A 15,413-nucleotide genomic window follows, 5' to 3' on the forward strand; every position below is an offset into this window, starting at 1 on the left:
GCCTGTCGGAGCCGGGCTCTATGGTTGGCTCGATGCCGCTACACCTGCACCGCGCCGAGGACACCGGGCTGCTCGCCGACCGGCTCGGCGCGCTGCTCGCGGTGCCGCCCGCCGACCCGTTCGCCGCGGATCTGGTGCTGGTGCCGGCCCGCGGGGTGGAACGTTGGCTGTCGCAGCGGCTTTCGCACCGGCTGGGCGCGGTGGACGGTGACGGGGTGTGCGCGGCGGTGGCGTTCCGCTCCCCCGGCTCGCTGATCGCCGAGATCGCCGGCACCGACAGCGACGACCCGTGGTCACCCGAGGCGCTGGTGTGGCCGCTGCTGGAGGTCATCGACGCTTGCAGCGGGCAGCCGTGGTGTCGGGCGCTGGCCGCCCACCTGGGCTACAGCGACGACAGCGACGGCGACGATGCGCTGCGCCGCGGCCGTCGCTACGCGGTCGCCCGCCGGCTGGCCGGGCTGTTCTCCTCCTACGCCCGGCAGCGCCCCGACCTGCTCGCCGACTGGTCGGCAGGCACCGACAGCGACGGCGCCGGCGGCGCCCTCGACGACGACCTGGCCTGGCAGCCTCCGCTGTGGCGGGAGTTGGCCGGCGCGGTCGGCGCCCCGGCCCCCCAGCAGCGCCACGCCGAGACGCTGGCCCGGCTGCGCGCCGCACGCACCGCGACCCTGCCGGAGCGGCTGTCGCTGTTCGGGCACACCCGGCTCAGCCGCACCGACCTGGAGTTGCTGGGGGCGCTCGGCGCCCACCACGACCTGCACCTGTGGCTGCCGCACCCGTCCGATGCGCTGTGGCAGGCCCTGCGCGGGGTCGACGGGGCGGTGCCCCGCGACGAAGACACCAGCGCGAGCCGGGTCGCCCACCCGCTGCTGGCGACCTTCGCCCGCGACCTGCGCGAGCTGCAGCGGGCGCTGCCCGAACCCGACACCGACGAATACCTCGCCGCGCCAACCGGTCCGGGCACCCTGCTGGGCTGGCTGCAGGACGACCTGGCCGCCGACGCGGTGCGCCCGGCCGGCCGGGTGCCCGCCGCGGGCGACCGGTCGGTGCAGGTACACGCCTGCCACGGCGCGGCCCGGCAGGTCGACGTGCTGCGCGAGGTGCTGCTGGGCCTGCTCGCCGACGACGAGACCCTGCAGCCGCGCGACATCGTGGTGATGTGCCCGGACATCGAGGTCTACGCGCCGCTGATCGCCGCCGGGTTCGGCCTCGGCGAGCTGACCGGTGAACACCATCCGGCGCACACGCTGCGGGTGCAGCTGGCCGACCGGGCGCTGCACCAGACCAACCCGCTGCTGGGGGTGGCAGCGCAGCTGCTGGGGCCGGCCGGGAGCCGGGTCACGGCCACCGAACTGCTCAACCTGGCCCAGACCGACCCGGTGCGCGCCCGGTTCGCGTTCACCGACGAGGACCTCGACGTCATCGCCGAGTGGGTGCGCGACACCAACATCCGGTGGGGGTTCGACGCCGCCCACCGCGCCCCCTACGGGCTGGCCGGCATCGTGCACAACACCTGGCGGTTCGGGCTGGACCGCATCCTGACCGGGGTGGCGATGTCGCAGGACGCGCAGACCTGGCTGGGCACCGCGCTGCCGCTCGACGACGTCGGCAGCAACCGGGTCGAGCTGGCCGGGCGGCTCGCCGAATTCGTCGACCGGGTGCAGCGCATCCTCGACGAGCTCACCGGGGCGCGCCCGCTGACCGGGTGGCTGACCACGCTGGCCGACGGGGTGGCCGCGCTGACCCGGGTCGCCCCCGACGACGGCTGGCAGCAGAGCCAGCTGCAGCGCGAGTTCGCCGACGTGGCCGCCGGCGCCGGAGAGCGCGCCGACACCGCGTTGCTGTTGCCGGATGTGCGGGCGCTGCTCGACCACTGCCTGGCCGGGCGGCCCACCCGCGCCAACTTCCGCACCGGCAGCCTGACCGTGTGCACGATGGTGCCGATGCGCTCGGTGCCGCACCGGGTGGTGTGCCTGGTCGGCCTGGACGACGGGGTGTTCCCCCGCCAGACCCTCGCCGACGGCGACGACGTGCTGGCCCGCCGCCCGCTCACCGGGGAGCGCGACCCGCGCTCGGAGGACCGCCAGCTGCTGCTGGATGCGATCTGCGCCGCGCGGGAGACCCTGGTGATCACCTACACCGGCGCCGATGCGCGCTCGGGGGCCAAGCAGCCGCCGTCGGTGCCGCTGGCCGAACTGCTCGACACCCTCGACGCCACCACCGAGCAGCCTGTGCGCGACCGGGTGGTGGTGCGGCATCCGTTGCAGCCGTTCGCCGTTGCCAACGTCACCCCGGGGTGTCTGGGGACGACCGACCGGCCGTTCACCTTCGACCCGACCGCGCTGACCGCCGCGGAAGCCGCCGTCGGGCACCGCAGCGCGCCGCCGGCGCTGTTCGGGTCGTTGCTGCCCGCACCCGAGCCGGCCGATGTGGAGCTGGCGGACCTGCTGGCGTTCTTCGCCGACCCGGTGCGCGGATTCTTCCGGGCACTGCAGTACACGCTGCCGTGGGAGGTCAAGGGCGTCGAGGACGCCATGCCGGTGGAGATCGACCACCTGGCGAAGTGGGGTGTCGGCGACCGGATGCTGCGCGACATGCTGGCCGGCATGCACCCCGACGAGGCGGCGAACGCCGAGTGGCGCCGGGGTTGTCTGCCGCCGGGCCGGCTGGGCATGCGCACCGCCTGCGAGATCCGGGATTTGGCGCGCGCCCTGGCCGAGACCGCGCTGGCTCATCACGTCGGTGAGCCGGACGCCGTCGACGTCGACGTCGACCTCGGCGGCGGGCGCCGACTCACCGGAACCGTCAGCCCGATGTACGCCAACCGCAGTGTGGCAGTGCACTATTCGCAGCTCGGCCCGAAACACGCGCTGGCGTCGTGGATCACCGTGCAGGCGTTGGCCGCGCACCGACGCGGCCCGTGGTCGGCGCTGTGCATCGGGCGGGCCAGGAACCGGGTCGTGCAGCGGACGTTCCTGCCGGCCGACGATCCGACCGCGGCACTGGCCCGTCTGGTGGCGCTCTATGACGCCGGTCGCCGCGAACCGCTGCCGCTGCCGTTGAAGACCTCCTACAAGTGGGCGACGGCAAGCCGGGAAGGCGGCGAGCCGCGCGAGGGCGCCCGCCGGGAGTGGCAGGGAAGCAAGAAGATCCCCGGCGAGAACGACACCCCCGCCCATGTCGCGGTGTGGGGCAAGGAGTCCCCGCTGAGCCGGCTGCTGGATGACCGGCCGCGCCCCGGTGAGGAGACCCCCGGGGAGCCCACAAGATTCGGTGCGCTGGCGCTCCGGTTGTGGACCCCGGTGCTGGACAGCGAGGAACTGCCGTGATCGCCCCATTCGACCTGCGCGACCCGCTGCCCGGGCCGTGCGACACCGTTGTGCTGGAGGCCAGCGCGGGCACCGGGAAGACGTTCGCGCTGGCCGGGCTGGTCACCCGGTATGTGGCCGAGGGGCGCGCCCGCATCGACGAAATGCTGCTGATCACCTTCGCCCGGGCGGCCAGCCGGGAGCTGCGGGAGCGGGTGCGCGAGCAGATCGCGGCGGCGCTGGCGGTGACCGAGGGGCGCCGCGAACCGGGCAACGCGTTGGAGTCTCAGTTGCGCGAGAGCGCCGACGCCGGGCAGGCCGACCGGCTGCGCGCTGCGCTGACCGGGTTCGACGCCGCCACCATCGTCACCATCCACCAGTTCTGCGGCCTGGTGCTGAAATCGCTTGGCGTGGCCGGGGACAGCGATCCGGCGGTCACGCTGGCGGAAAGCCTCACCGAGCTGATCACCGAGGTGGTCGACGACCACTATCTGGCCTATTTCGGCCAGCAGGAGGAGCCGCCGCCGTTCACCCGTGAGGCCGCGCTGGAGATGGCGGCCACCGTGGTGGAGGACCCGACCGCCGAGCTGCGGCCCACCGACCCCGAGGCGTCCTCGGCGGCCGCGGCGCGGCTGCGCTTCGTCACCGAGGTGCGCGCGGAGGTGGAGCGCCGCAAACGCAGCCAAGGGATCGTCGGCTACACCGACCTGCTCACCCGGCTGGCCGCCGCGCTGGCGCAACCGGAGTCGCAGGCGGCCGCCCGGATGCGGCGACGCTGGTCGGTGGTGATGGTCGATGAGTTCCAGGACACCGACCCGGTGCAGTGGCAGGTGCTCGACCGGGCGTTTCGCGGGCATTGCTCGCTGGTGCTCATCGGCGACCCCAAGCAGGCCATCTACGGCTTCCGCGGCGGGGACATCTACACCTATCTGGCCGCCGCCCGCGCCGCCGACGACCGGCGCACCCTGACCACCAACTACCGCAGCGACGCCGCGCTGGTCGACCGGCTGCAGGTGGTCTTCGAGGGCGCCCAGCTGGGCCACCCCGACATCGTGGTGCCGCCGATCACCGCCGAGCACACCGGAACCCGGCTGACCGGCGCACCGCACCCCGACCCGTTCCGGCTGCGGGTGGTCAGCCGCGCGATGGTCGGCAAGCAGGGCACCCAGTCGGTGCCGATCGACGCGTTGCGCACCCACATCCCCGACGACCTGGCCGCCGACATCGCGGCGCTGCTGGCCTCCGGCGCCCAGTTCGCCGGCGAGCCGATCAAGGCCGAGCACATCGCGGTGATCGTGGAGACCCACGTCGACGCCCGGGCCTGCCGCGACGGGCTGATCCGGGCCGGGATCCCGGTGGTCTACACCGGCGACACCGACGTGTTCGACTCGCGGGCCGCCGCGGACTGGCTGTGCCTGCTGGAGGCGTTCGAACAGCCCAACAGCGCCGGGCTGGTGCGGGCCGCCGCCTGCACGATGTTCTTCGGGGAGACCGCCGAGACCCTGGCCGCCGGCGGCGACGAGCTCACCGACCGGGTCGCCCACACGCTGCGGGAGTGGGCCGAGCACGCCCGGCGCAGCGGGGCCGCCGCGGTGCTCGAGGCCGCCCAGATCGCCGGGATGGGCCGCCGTGTGCTGTCGCACTACGGCGGGGAGCGGCACATGACCGACGTCGCGCACGTCGGGCAGTTGTTGCAGGAGACCGCGCACCGCGAGCGACTCGAGCTGGCCGGCCTGCGGGACTGGCTGCGCCGGGAGTGCGAGGACCGCAGCGACGCCGCCGAACGCAACCGCCGCCTCGACAGCGAGGCCGCCGCGGTGCAGATCATGACGGTGTTCGTTGCCAAGGGGCTGCAGTTCCCGATCGTGTACCTGCCGTTCGCGTTCAACCGCCACATCCGCCTCGACGAAGTGCTGCTCTATCACGACGCGGACACCCGCTGCCTGCACCTCGGCGGCGCCGGCGCGGAACGCACGACCGCCGAGGAGCTCAACCGGGTGGAGGTCGCCGGGGACATCATCCGGCTCACCTATGTGGCGCTGACCCGCGCCCAATCCCAGGTGGTGGCGTGGTGGGCGCCGACCTGGGACGAGATCAACGGCGGGCTGTCGCGGCTGCTGCGCGGGCGGGGCCCGGGCACCGCGGAGGTGCCGATGGCCTGCGAGCGCAGGATCAGCGACGAGGATGCCTGGGACTTGCTGACCGCCTGGCAGGACGCCGGCGGCCCGGTGCTCGAGGAGAGTGTGATCGGCCCGCCGGTGCCCGCCCCGGCGCCGGAGCCGGCCGGGCCGTTCGCGGTGCGTAGCTTCGACCGCAGCGTCGACACCGGCTGGCGGCGCACCTCGTATTCGGGGCTGCTGCGCCACGCCGAACTGGCCCGCGAGGCCGGGGTGCACAGCGAACCGGAGATCAGCACCCGCGACGACGAATCCGAGGACCTCACCCTCACCGAGGAGCCCGCCGGCGCCGGCGCGGAGGTGCTCTCGCCGATGGCGGAGTTGCCGCGCGGCGCGGCGTTCGGGTCGCTGGTGCACGCCGCGCTGGAGACCGCCGACCCGCTCGCCACCGACCTGGGTGCGGAGTTGGCCGCGCAGATCGGCGAGGCGCAGGCGTGGTGGCCCCTCGACGTCGAACCGGCCGCGGTGGCCGCGGCGCTGCTGCCCATGCACGACACCCCGCTGGGGCCGCTGGCCGACGGGTTGACGCTGCGCCATGTCGGGTTGGCCGACCGGCTCTGCGAGCTGGATTTCGAGATCCCGCTCTCCGGTGGGGACAGGGTCGAGACCACGGAGTTACGGCTGGCGGATCTGGCCGGGCTGCTGCGCGAGCACCTGCCGGCCGACGACCCGTTCGCCGGCTACGCCGACCGGCTGGCCGCCGAGGCGCTGGGCGATCAGCCGTTGCGCGGCTACCTGTCCGGGTCCATCGACGTGGTGCTGCGCACCCCCGAGCAGCGCTACCTGGTGGTGGACTACAAGACCAACCACCTCGGCGACACCGCCGCCGACTATTCGTACTCCCGGCTCACCGAGGCGATGCTGCACTCGGACTACCCGCTGCAGGCGCTGCTGTATACCGCGGTGCTGCACCGGTTCCTGCGCTGGCGCCAGCCCGGCTACGACCCGGCGACCCATCTCGGTGGGGTGCTGTATCTGTTCGTGCGCGGCATGTGCGGGCCCGACACCCCGGTGCTCGACGGGTCCCCGGCCGGGGTGTTCGGCTGGTCTCCCCCACCGGGTTTGGTGGTCGGGCTGTCGGATCTGCTGCACGAGGGGGTGAGCGCGTGACCGAGGAGCAGACGCTCGATCCGCTGTCGTGGCGGGTGGCCGGGAGCGCCACCGGGCTGCTGGCGGAGTTCAACCTCGCCGGGGTGCTCGAGACCGCCGATGTGCATGCCGCGCAGCGCATTTCCGCGCTCGGCGAGGAGACCGACGAGACGGTCGTGTTGGCGGTGGCGTTGGCGGTGCGGGCGCTGCGCGGTGGGTCGGTGTGCGTGGATCTGCGCACGGTGGCCGCCGACGCCGCCGCACCGGGGTTGGGCTGGCCGGCGGTGGCGGGCTGGCTGGCCGCGGTGCGCGACTCGAAGCTGGCCGCCGCCGGGGTGCTGCGGCTCTACGGGGAGAGCCTGCTGTATCTGGACCGGTACTGGCGCGAGGAGCAGCAGGTCTGCGATGACCTGGTGGCGCTGGCGGCGCCGCGCGGAGCACCCGCCTCGGTGCCCGGCTTCGAGCGACTCTTTCCGCCCGGGCGGTTCGCCGAGCAGCGCGCCGCGGCCGAGATCGTGCTGGCCCAGCCGGTCACCGTGCTCACCGGCGGGCCGGGCACCGGCAAGACCACGATGGTGGCGCGACTGCTGGCGCTGCTGGCCGAGCAAGCCGAAGCGGCGGGGCGGGCCAAGCCGCGCATCGCGCTGGCCGCCCCGACCGGCAAGGCCGCGGCCCGGCTGACCGAGGCGGTCGCGGAGAAACTGACCGAACTGAGCGCGGACGACCGTCGCCGCCTCGAGGGCTTACAGGCCACCACAGTGCACACGCTGCTGGGGTGGCGGCCGGGCAGTTCGGTGCGGTTCCGTCACCACCGCGGCAACCGGTTGCCGCACGAGGTGATCGTCGTCGACGAGACCTCGATGGTGGCGTTGACGATGATGGCGCGGCTGCTGGAGGCGGTGCGCCCGGATGCCCGGCTGATCCTGGTGGGCGATCCCGACCAGTTGGCGTCGGTGGAGGCCGGGGCGGTGCTGGCCGACCTGGTCGACGGGCTGGCCGCCCGCCCCGACACGAAGGTGGCCACGCTGGCGACCTCGCACCGGTTCGGCGAGTCGATCGGGGCGCTGGCCGCCGCGATCCGCGACGGCGACGCCGACACCACCCTGGAGCTGCTGGCGGCCGGCGGGGAGCACCTGCACTGGGTTGACGTCGAGGATCCGACCGCGGCGCTGCGGGCGATCGTGGTGCCGCATGCCCTGCGGGTGCGGGAGGCCGCGGCGCACGGCGACGTCGGTGCGGCGCTGGCCCGCCTCGACGAGCACCGGCTGCTGTGCGCGCACCGGGAGGGCTCGCACGGGGTGGCGCACTGGAACCGGCAGGCGCGGCGCTGGGTCTCCGAGCAGACCGGGGATCCGGCCTGGGCGGAGTGGTATCCGGGCCGTCCCCTGCTGATCACCGCCAACGACTACGGGCTCGGGGTGCGCAACGGCGACACCGGAGTCGTGACGTCCGGGCCGGACGGGCTGCGGGCGGTGTTCGCCACCGGCGCCGGCCCGCTGGAGGTGGCGACCAGCCGGCTGACCGACGTGGACACGATGTATGCGATGACGATCCACAAGAGCCAGGGCAGCCAGGCCGACGAGGTCAGCGTGCTCATGCCGCCGGTGGATTCGCGGCTGTTGACCCGGGAGCTGTTCTACACCGCGGTGACCCGCGCGCAGCGCACGGTGCGGGTGATCGGGTCGGCGGAGTCGGTGCGAGCCGCTCTGGAGCGCCGCGCCGTGCGCGCCAGCGGGCTCGCGCAGCGGCTGCGGGAGGCCTGAGCGGCGCGGTTTCGGCCACCGGTGGCCCGCCGGGGTCGCGGATGCACCACACTGAACGCATGCCCGACAACGACGACGACCGGGTGGCGGTCTACCTCGACTTCGACAACATCGTCATCTCCCGCTACGACCAGGTCCACGGCCGCAACTCGTTCCAGCGGGACAAGGCCAAGGGCCTGGACAAGCACGCCGACCGGCTGACGCAAGCGACGGTGGATGTGGGCGCGATCCTCGATTTCGCGTCCTCGTTCGGGACGCTGGTGCTCACCCGGGCCTACGCGGACTGGTCGACCGAGGTCAACGTCGGCTACCGCCAGCAACTGGTGGGTCGCGCGGTGGATCTGGTGCAGCTGTTCCCGGCGGCGGCGTACGGCAAGAACGGCGCGGACATCCGGCTGGCAGTCGACGCGGTCGAGGACATGTTCCGGCTGCCGGACCTGACCCACGTGGTGATCGTGGCCGGCGACTCCGACTACATCGCGCTGGCGCAGCGCTGCAAGCGGCTGGGCCGCTACGTGGTCGGGATCGGGGTGGCCGGGGCGACCAGCCGGGCGCTGGCCGCGGCGTGTGACGAGTTCGTCTCCTACGACGCGGTGCCCGGGGTGCCGCCGCTGGAGCCGTCCTCCGAGCCCGCCGCCAAGCAGCGCGACCGCGACGAAGACCAGGAGGCGCCCGACGACGCCCCGCAGCCGGACCCGCAGGACGCCGCGACCCGGCTGCTGACCCGGGCGTTGCAGATCACCTCGGAGAAGAACGACGTCGACTGGCTGCACAATTCGGCGGTGAAGGCGCAGATGAAGCGGATGGATCCGTCGTTCAGCGAGAAGTCGCTGGGGTTCAAATCGTTCAGCGACTTCCTGCGGTCGCGGTCGGATCTGGTGGAGCTCGACGAGAGCTCGACCACCCGGATGGTGCGGCTGCAGGGGGGCGCGGCCTAAGCTGCCCGTCATGGCCCTGTCTCGTGTTCTGACCGCTTTCGCCCTGGCTGCCCCGATCGTCGCGCTGACCGCGTGCAGTCCCGACCAGGAGCCGGCCGCCGGGCCGGGCACCACCCCGGCGGTGGTCACCCCGTCGTCGTCGCCGACCCCGGCGAGCACCCCGGGGCTGGTGGCGCACCTGGCGACCGCGGATGGCACCCCGGTGGCCGACGCCACCTTCGACTTCACCGAAGGCCGCGACGGATACGTCACGATCACCGTCGAGACCACCGCCGACGGCGTGCTGGAGCCGGGTTTTCACCACATGCACATCCACGCGGTCGGCAAATGCGAGCCGGACTCGACGGGTCCCGAGGGCGGGGAGCGCGGGGATTTCCTCTCCGCCGGCCCGCACTATCAGTCGCCGGGGCGCACCGCGGAACCGCCGAGCGGTGACCTGCCCGCGCTGCTGGTGCGCGACAACGGGGCCGCGCTGCTGGTGGTGGCCACCGATCTGGTCAACCGCGAAGAGCTGGTGGCCGGTCCGGGCACCGCGCTGATGCTGCACGGCGCCGAGCACGCCGACAACGCACACGACCGGGTCGCGTGCGGAGTGATCGAGGAGCAGTAACGACCGAACGGGAGGCCCGCCGTGGAGATCCGCCGCACACCCGAAGAGCGTTTCGAGAACCTGGCGGGCTACCCGTTCGCGCCGCACTACCTCTCGGTGGCGGCCGCGGACACCGCGGCGCTGCGAATGCACTACGTCGACGAGGGCCCGCCGGATGGCCCGCCGATCGTGTTGCTGCACGGCGAGCCGACCTGGAGTTACCTCTACCGCACCATGATTCCGCCGCTGGCCGCGGCCGGGTACCGGGTGCTCGCCCCGGATCTGATCGGGTTCGGCCGCTCGGACAAACCGGCCCGCATCGGCGACTACACCTACCTGCGGCATGTGGAGTGGGTGAGCGCGTGGCTGCGGGAGTTGGATCTGCGCGAGGCCACCGTGGTCGGGCAGGACTGGGGATCGCTGATCGGGTTGCGGATCGCCGCCGAGCAGGGCGAGCGGGTGGCGAAGCTGGTTATCGCCAACGGGTTTCTGCCGACCGCGCAGCAGCGCACCCCGCCGGCGTTCTACGCCTGGCGGGCGTTCGCCCGCTACTCGCCGGTGCTGCCGGCCGGGCGGCTGGTGTCGGTGGGCACCGTGCACCCGGTGTCGCCGCAGGTGCGCGCCGGCTACGACGCGCCGTTTCCGGGGCGCGGGTATCAGGCGGGGGCGCGGGCGTTTCCGCGTCTGGTGCCGGTCTCCCCGCGCGACCCGGCGATCCCGGCCAACCGGGCCGCGTGGGCGGCGTTGGGCCGGTGGGAGAAGCCGTTTTTGGCGGTCTTCGGGGACCGGGATCCGATTCTGGGGCGCGGCGACCGGCCGCTGATCGCCCACATTCCGGGCGCGGCCGGGCAGCCGCATGCCCGCATCACCGCCGGGCATTTCATCCAGGAAGACGCCGGGCCCGAACTCGCCCGGCGGATCATCGACTGGCAGCCGCGCTGAGCGCGTTGTTGCCGAAGGGCGAGCCGCCGCGGGCGGTCCGCCACCGCAGGCGCCCCTCGTCGCTTCGGTGGCCGGACCCGCCCACGGCGGTTCGGTGCGAGACCCTGCGGTACTAGGGCTGCGGCGCCTCGCTGATCTTGCTGTCCTCGTTGCCCAGTGTCTGGCAGTAGCCGGACACCGCGGCGCGTGCCACGGACACCTTCGCGCCGCTGGGGTCGTCGTCGCCGCGGTCCTTGAGCATCGCGGTGATGGCGTCGTTCTGCTTGTCGTCGTCCTGGGTCAGGAACGTCTTGCAGGTGGTGTCCCCGCCCTGGTTGACCACACTCGAGCAGCCCGGCAACGCCAGCATGCTCAGCGCGGCGATCGCGGCGACGGTCTTGATGGGGTGCATGTCAGCCGCGTCCCCGTCCGGTGACGAGTTTGACCAGGAACAGCAGCAGGCTCGCCCCGGCCAGTGCAGTGACGAACGTGAGGATCCAGCCGAAGTCGGCCGTGGCCACACCGAGCGCCCGCAGGATGAACCCGCCGAGCAACCCGCCGATCACACCGACGACGATGTTGAGCAGCACCCCCTGCTGCTCGTCGGTGCCCATGAATTTGCTGGCGATCCAACCGGCGAGCCCGCCGATGATGATCCAGGCGATCCAGCCGATCTTGTCGAATCCGCCGGCGTGCGAGTCGGCGAGATGGGTGACGAGTTGGGTGACCATGTCCTCTGCTTCCTATTCGGGTCGGTGACTAACGGGCGGTGACGGTGGCCGCACCCGCAGCGCGTGCTTGCGGTCCACGGGTGCGGCCGGCGCCAGTTGGTTACTGCTCGGCCTGCTCGCGTGCCTCGTGGGCGGCGGCTTGGGCGCGCGCCTTCTCGGCTTCGGCTTCCTTGGCGGCCACGTCGCGCTGCGCGTCGGCCTTGTCCTGCTGGGCCTCGCCCTCGCGCTGCAGCGACTCGTTGCCGACGGCCTTGCCGGCTACCTCTTTGACCTTGCCCTTGACGCCTTCGACGACGCCCTTGATACCGGCCTCGGGGCCACTGTCCTTGTCGTTCTCGGCCATGCGATTCCTTTCGGTCATGAGACGTGCGGCGCCGCGTTGTGCGGCGAAGCGTTTCTCGGCAACGTCTCGCTAGTACCCTAACCACACCGTGTTTATGCTGTAAACTACTTCGTAAGCCGTGCTGGTGAGGCGCGATTTGAGCGTAGACCGGATGAGCTAAGCTGGCGGGCGGATTTGCCGGAAAATTCGTCGACTTGTGACGGTTTGCCGCGGCGCGGCAGGAGTAAGCAATTGGGCAAAGCAGACGCCTCCGGCGAATCGAGCGCGGCGCCGGAGAGCCGACGACCCCGTTCGCTGACCCGCGCCGAAATCCTCAAGACCGCGATCGCACTGGTGGACCGCGACGGGCTCGAGCAGCTGACCATGCGGCGGCTCGGCGCGGCCTGCGGGGTGGAGGCCATGGCGCTGTACCGCCACGTCCACGGCCGCAACGACCTGCTCGGCGGGATCGTCGATCACGTCGTCGACCAGCTCTACGACGACCAGCTCGCCGCCCGCCGGCAGGAGGACGGCTGGCAGGATTTTTTGGTCCGGCTGGCCCACGGCGTGCGTGCGATCGCCGTCGACCACCCCAACCTCTTCCCCACCCTGGCCACCCGCCCACCCGAGGCGCCGTGGGTGCGTCCGCCGCTGCGCAGCCTGCGCTGGATGGAGACGTTTCTGGACACCCTGATCGGCTACGGGTTCAGCGACACGGCCGCGGTCGCGGCCTACCGCAGCTACACCACGTTTTTGCTGGGGCACCTGCTGCTGGAGGTCTCGGCGCGCGGCGCCTCGCTCAGCCCGGTCGAAGACGACCTGCCGGCCAAGCCGGCGCGCGACCTCTCCGGCTACCCGCACCTGGAGCGGCTGCAAGGCCAGCTCAGCGAGGACCACAGCGCCGTCGAGTTCGAGGAGGCGCTGGAGGCGCTGATCGACCGGCTGGAGGGGACGGTTTAGCGGTCAGACGACCAGCGTCTGGGTGGCCAACCCCGCATCCCCCGCGGCATCGAACACCGTAGTTCGGGTCAGCGCGCCCTGCCCCGGCGTGACCAGGGTGTGGGAGTCCAGACCGACCCACTGCCCGACCGGGTCGCGGTGCAGGGTGGCCGCGACATCACAGTTGATCGCCGGGTGCCGATCCGGCGGGGCGCACATGCTGATGCCGCTGCCGGAGTCGACGACGGCGAGCACCCGCTGCCACGGGGTCATCTCCTCGCCTTTAACCAGCTGCGGCCGCGGGCGCGCCCAGGCCCGCGCCGGGCCGTATTCGGCGAAGCTGCCGGAGACGAAACACCAGTCGATCGCCGACAGGTAGCCCTCGGTGTGCATCCCGTTCGGAACCGGCACGTCGTGCGGGGTGATCTCGTGCTCCGTGTCCCGAGCTTGGTCGGCTTCGACCGGGAAATCCTCGGTCGCGGCGATCACCCGCCAGGCCCGCGCGATCGCGACCGTGCGGTCCTGCGCTTGAGCGGTGGCCTGCAGCAACTCGACCCGCTTGCCGGTGCGCAGGGATTCCACGCCGATGTGCAGGCGCCCGACCGGCACCGGAGTGAGCAGGTCGATGCTGACCCGCGCCAGCCGGTGCCCGGGCCGCGGGTTGTGGTTTTCCAGCTGGCGGGCCAGCAGTGCGGAGGGCGGGCCGCCGTGCTGGGTTTGCGGGCTCCACGGCCCGGCGGTCAGCGCGGAGCTGTCGAAGACGCCGTCGTCGATCTGGGTGTAAAACGCGCCCTGGTCCACAGGGGTCAGGTTACGGCGTTCCCGGGCCGCCTACGCTTGACCACCATGGCGAACGAGGAGCAGCAGCAGGCGTGGGCGAAGCAGGGCGTCGACTGGGTGGAGCACGCGGCGATCTTCGAGGCGGTGCTGGCGCCGTTCGCCGATGCGGTGCTGGCGGCTGCGGATCTGGGATCCGGCAACCGGGTGCTCGACATCGGCTGTGGCACCGGCGCTTTATTGGAACGGGCGGTGGAGCGCGGCGCCGATGCGGTCGGGGTGGACATCTCCGAACCGATGGTGCAGGCGGCGCAGCGCCGGGTGCCGCCGGCCACCGTGGCGCTCGGTGACGCCCAGACCCTGGATCTTGGTTCGCTCGGCTCTTTCGACCGGGTGGTGTCGCGGTTCGGGGTGATGTTCTTCGAGGACCCGGTGGCCGCGTTCACCAACATCCGCGCCGCGGCGTCTCCCGGCGCGCGGTTGACGTTCGTGTGCTGGCGTGAGGGCGACAACCCGATGTTCTCCGCCGGGGTCGACGTGCTCGCCGCGCGGCTGGAGTCACCGCCGCCGGCTCCCGAACCCGGCGAGCCGGGGCCGCTGGCGTTCGGCAACGCCGACTATGTGCGGGGGGTGCTGAACTCCTCCGGCTGGGAGGAGGTCGGTGTCGAACCCTTCGACGGGATCTGTGATTTCAGCTCGGCGGACAGCGATGGGGTCGAGGAGCGGCTGACGATGCTGTTGGCCAACCGGACCGGGCAGGCGGCGCGGGGTGAGCTGGTCGAGAGGCTCGGGGAGGATGGTTGGGCCGAGGTGGTCGAGGAGCTGCGCGTGGAGTTGGACCGGCACCGGGTGGACGGGGTGATGAAGTTTCCGGGGCGGACGTGGGTGGTGACGGGGGTTAATCCCTGATCAAGCCCTTGCTGATCCTTGCGGTTATCCCGGGAGCCCGGCTGGCCCCATCAGCACCATGGGCACCGCCCCGGGGAACTATTGCCTTCTCGATTGCGATATCACCGGTGCCATCACAGTGGCGCCGGTTGCGGTGCCTGGCTTTCCGCTAAGCCGTCGCACGCCGTAACGAACCGGCCCCACTCCTTCGCCGTCGGCCGAACCCGGCCGCCGGCCACTGCGTCGCTGCTGACGGTCAACCCGGGCGCCAGCGGGTCCGTGCTCGCCGCTAGCCGGGCGCTTCCTCGAGCGCCGAACGGATGCCGGTGGCGGTGAAGTCGTCACCTTTCCACAGCAGCGGTTCGCGGGTATCGACTGCAAGCGCGTAGGACAGGCAGTCGCCGAAATTCAATCCGGCGGCGTGGCCGCTACCTTTGCCGAAATCGGCATAGGCCTGTCGGGCCAGTCGTGCCTGCCGCTCGGTGACTGGCTCGATGACGAAACCGGCTTCCTCGACCAGCTCGTCGAGTGCGCGGCTGATGACCGGATCACGTTGGGAATCCAGGACGATTCCGCATTCGAGGTAGCTGGCCGCCGAAAGTTTCCGAGTCTCGGCGCTGACGATGGCACGGGCATAGAGCGCGGCGTCGTCTTCGGCCCGCAAGATCGCGACGATGGCCGACGTATCGGCGATCACGCCGGCAAACCCTGGTCGTCATAGAGCAGGGCCGCATGATCGAGCCGCTTGGTTTCGTCACTCATTCTGGCTGCGGCCCGACGGCCGATGGCAAGAAGCCGGTCCTGCAGCTCGTCGCGCTGCAGTCGGGCGAGCCGTTCGTGCACGGCGATCGCCACCGCCTGGGCTTGAGACTCGCCGGTGATCGCCGCGAGCTGTTTGACGGCGGCATGGGTGTTCGAGTCTTTGATGTTCAACGCCATCTTGGTACCTTTCTACCGTCATGATGGTACCA

General features: G+C 72.1%; 14 protein-coding genes. 8 read left to right on the top strand and 6 right to left on the bottom strand.

What is annotated here, in order from left to right; genetic code table 11:
- The first annotated feature begins 32 nt into the window (after positions 1–32).
- From recC to A5643_RS07985, 6 genes are read left to right on the top strand one after another with little or no spacing between them, the layout of a single operon-like run.
- A complete protein-coding gene (recC, locus tag A5643_RS07960) occupies positions 33–3,329 on the top strand; it encodes an exodeoxyribonuclease V subunit gamma (protein WP_066853693.1) in 3,297 nt (1,098 codons plus the stop codon).
- A complete protein-coding gene (recB, locus tag A5643_RS07965) occupies positions 3,329–6,595 on the top strand; it encodes an exodeoxyribonuclease V subunit beta (protein ID WP_066853851.1) in 3,267 nt (1,088 codons plus the stop codon). The genes recC and recB overlap by 1 nt, the downstream gene beginning before the upstream one ends.
- Positions 6,592–8,337: an exodeoxyribonuclease V subunit alpha gene (gene recD, locus A5643_RS07970; RefSeq protein ID WP_066853695.1), complete on the top strand. Its 1,746-nt coding sequence runs from the start codon at positions 6,592–6,594 to the stop codon at positions 8,335–8,337. Before recB ends, recD begins: the two co-directional genes overlap by 4 nt.
- Positions 8,338–8,396: 59 nt before the next feature.
- On the top strand, positions 8,397–9,275 hold the full coding sequence (locus tag A5643_RS07975) for an NYN domain-containing protein (RefSeq protein ID WP_066853853.1): 879 nt from the start codon (positions 8,397–8,399) through the stop codon (positions 9,273–9,275).
- Between the two features lie 16 nt (positions 9,276–9,291).
- A complete protein-coding gene (locus A5643_RS07980; RefSeq protein ID WP_502686226.1) occupies positions 9,292–9,885 on the top strand; it encodes a superoxide dismutase family protein in 594 nt (197 codons plus the stop codon).
- Positions 9,886–9,906: 21 nt separating this feature from the next.
- Entirely contained in the window at positions 9,907–10,806 is a 900-nt protein-coding gene (locus A5643_RS07985; protein ID WP_066853697.1) for a haloalkane dehalogenase, read from the top strand.
- 112 nt (positions 10,807–10,918) lie between these two features.
- On the opposite strand, the gene A5643_RS07990 is transcribed toward A5643_RS07985, so the two are convergent.
- From A5643_RS07990 to mbp1, 3 genes are all read right to left on the bottom strand, one after another.
- Complete coding sequence (locus tag A5643_RS07990) at positions 10,919–11,197, bottom strand: hypothetical protein (protein WP_066853699.1); 279 nt, start codon at positions 11,195–11,197, stop codon at positions 10,919–10,921.
- 1 nt (position 11,198) lies between these two features.
- On the bottom strand, positions 11,199–11,516 hold the full coding sequence (locus A5643_RS07995; protein ID WP_066853701.1) for a GlsB/YeaQ/YmgE family stress response membrane protein: 318 nt from the start codon (positions 11,514–11,516) through the stop codon (positions 11,199–11,201).
- Between the two features lie 100 nt (positions 11,517–11,616).
- Positions 11,617–11,859, bottom strand: a complete 243-nt coding sequence (gene mbp1, locus A5643_RS08000; RefSeq protein ID WP_066853703.1) for a microaggregate-binding protein 1 — start codon at positions 11,857–11,859, stop codon at positions 11,617–11,619.
- 231 nt (positions 11,860–12,090) lie between these two features.
- Here mbp1 and A5643_RS08005 point away from each other — a divergent pair, with 231 nt between their 5' ends.
- Positions 12,091–12,798, top strand: coding sequence for a TetR/AcrR family transcriptional regulator (locus A5643_RS08005; RefSeq protein WP_066853705.1), 708 nt, complete (start codon positions 12,091–12,093; stop codon positions 12,796–12,798).
- A gap of 3 nt (positions 12,799–12,801) precedes the next feature.
- Here the strand turns inward: A5643_RS08005 and A5643_RS08010 are convergent, their stop codons facing one another.
- Positions 12,802–13,578: a thioesterase family protein gene (locus A5643_RS08010; protein ID WP_066853707.1), complete on the bottom strand. Its 777-nt coding sequence runs from the start codon at positions 13,576–13,578 to the stop codon at positions 12,802–12,804.
- A 45-nt stretch (positions 13,579–13,623) separates the two neighbouring features.
- On the opposite strand from A5643_RS08010, the gene A5643_RS08015 reads away from it, so the two are divergent.
- Positions 13,624–14,463: a class I SAM-dependent methyltransferase gene (locus A5643_RS08015; protein WP_066853857.1), complete on the top strand. Its 840-nt coding sequence runs from the start codon at positions 13,624–13,626 to the stop codon at positions 14,461–14,463.
- A gap of 268 nt (positions 14,464–14,731) precedes the next feature.
- Here A5643_RS08015 and A5643_RS08020 read toward each other — a convergent pair whose 3' ends face one another.
- Positions 14,732–15,139 carry a type II toxin-antitoxin system VapC family toxin gene (locus tag A5643_RS08020; RefSeq protein ID WP_066853709.1) on the bottom strand — a complete coding sequence of 136 codons (408 nt, stop codon included), beginning with the start codon at positions 15,137–15,139 and terminating at the stop codon, positions 14,732–14,734.
- Positions 15,136–15,381 (bottom strand): type II toxin-antitoxin system VapB family antitoxin, encoded by a 246-nt coding sequence (locus tag A5643_RS08025; protein WP_066853711.1) that lies wholly within the window; start codon positions 15,379–15,381, stop codon positions 15,136–15,138. The genes A5643_RS08020 and A5643_RS08025 overlap by 4 nt, the downstream gene beginning before the upstream one ends.
- Between the last annotated feature and the right edge of the window lie 32 nt (positions 15,382–15,413).

Origin of the sequence: Mycobacterium sp. 1274756.6 (genome assembly GCF_001668625.1) — a bacterium.
Taxonomy (GTDB): Bacteria; Actinomycetota; Actinomycetes; order Mycobacteriales; family Mycobacteriaceae; genus Mycobacterium.

Coding starts and splice junctions, on each gene's coding strand:
- A5643_RS08015 (WP_066853857.1), top strand. CDS start 13,624: ATGGCGAACGAGGAGCAGCAGCAGGCGTGGGCGAAGCAGGGCGTCGAC.
- A5643_RS07975 (WP_066853853.1), top strand. CDS start 8,397: ATGCCCGACAACGACGACGACCGGGTGGCGGTCTACCTCGACTTCGAC.
- A5643_RS08025 (WP_066853711.1), bottom strand. CDS start 15,381: ATGGCGTTGAACATCAAAGACTCGAACACCCATGCCGCCGTCAAACAG.
- mbp1 (WP_066853703.1), bottom strand. CDS start 11,859: ATGGCCGAGAACGACAAGGACAGTGGCCCCGAGGCCGGTATCAAGGGC.
- A5643_RS07995 (WP_066853701.1), bottom strand. CDS start 11,516: ATGGTCACCCAACTCGTCACCCATCTCGCCGACTCGCACGCCGGCGGA.
- recC (WP_066853693.1), top strand. CDS start 33: ATGCCGCTACACCTGCACCGCGCCGAGGACACCGGGCTGCTCGCCGAC.
- A5643_RS07990 (WP_066853699.1), bottom strand. CDS start 11,197: ATGCACCCCATCAAGACCGTCGCCGCGATCGCCGCGCTGAGCATGCTG.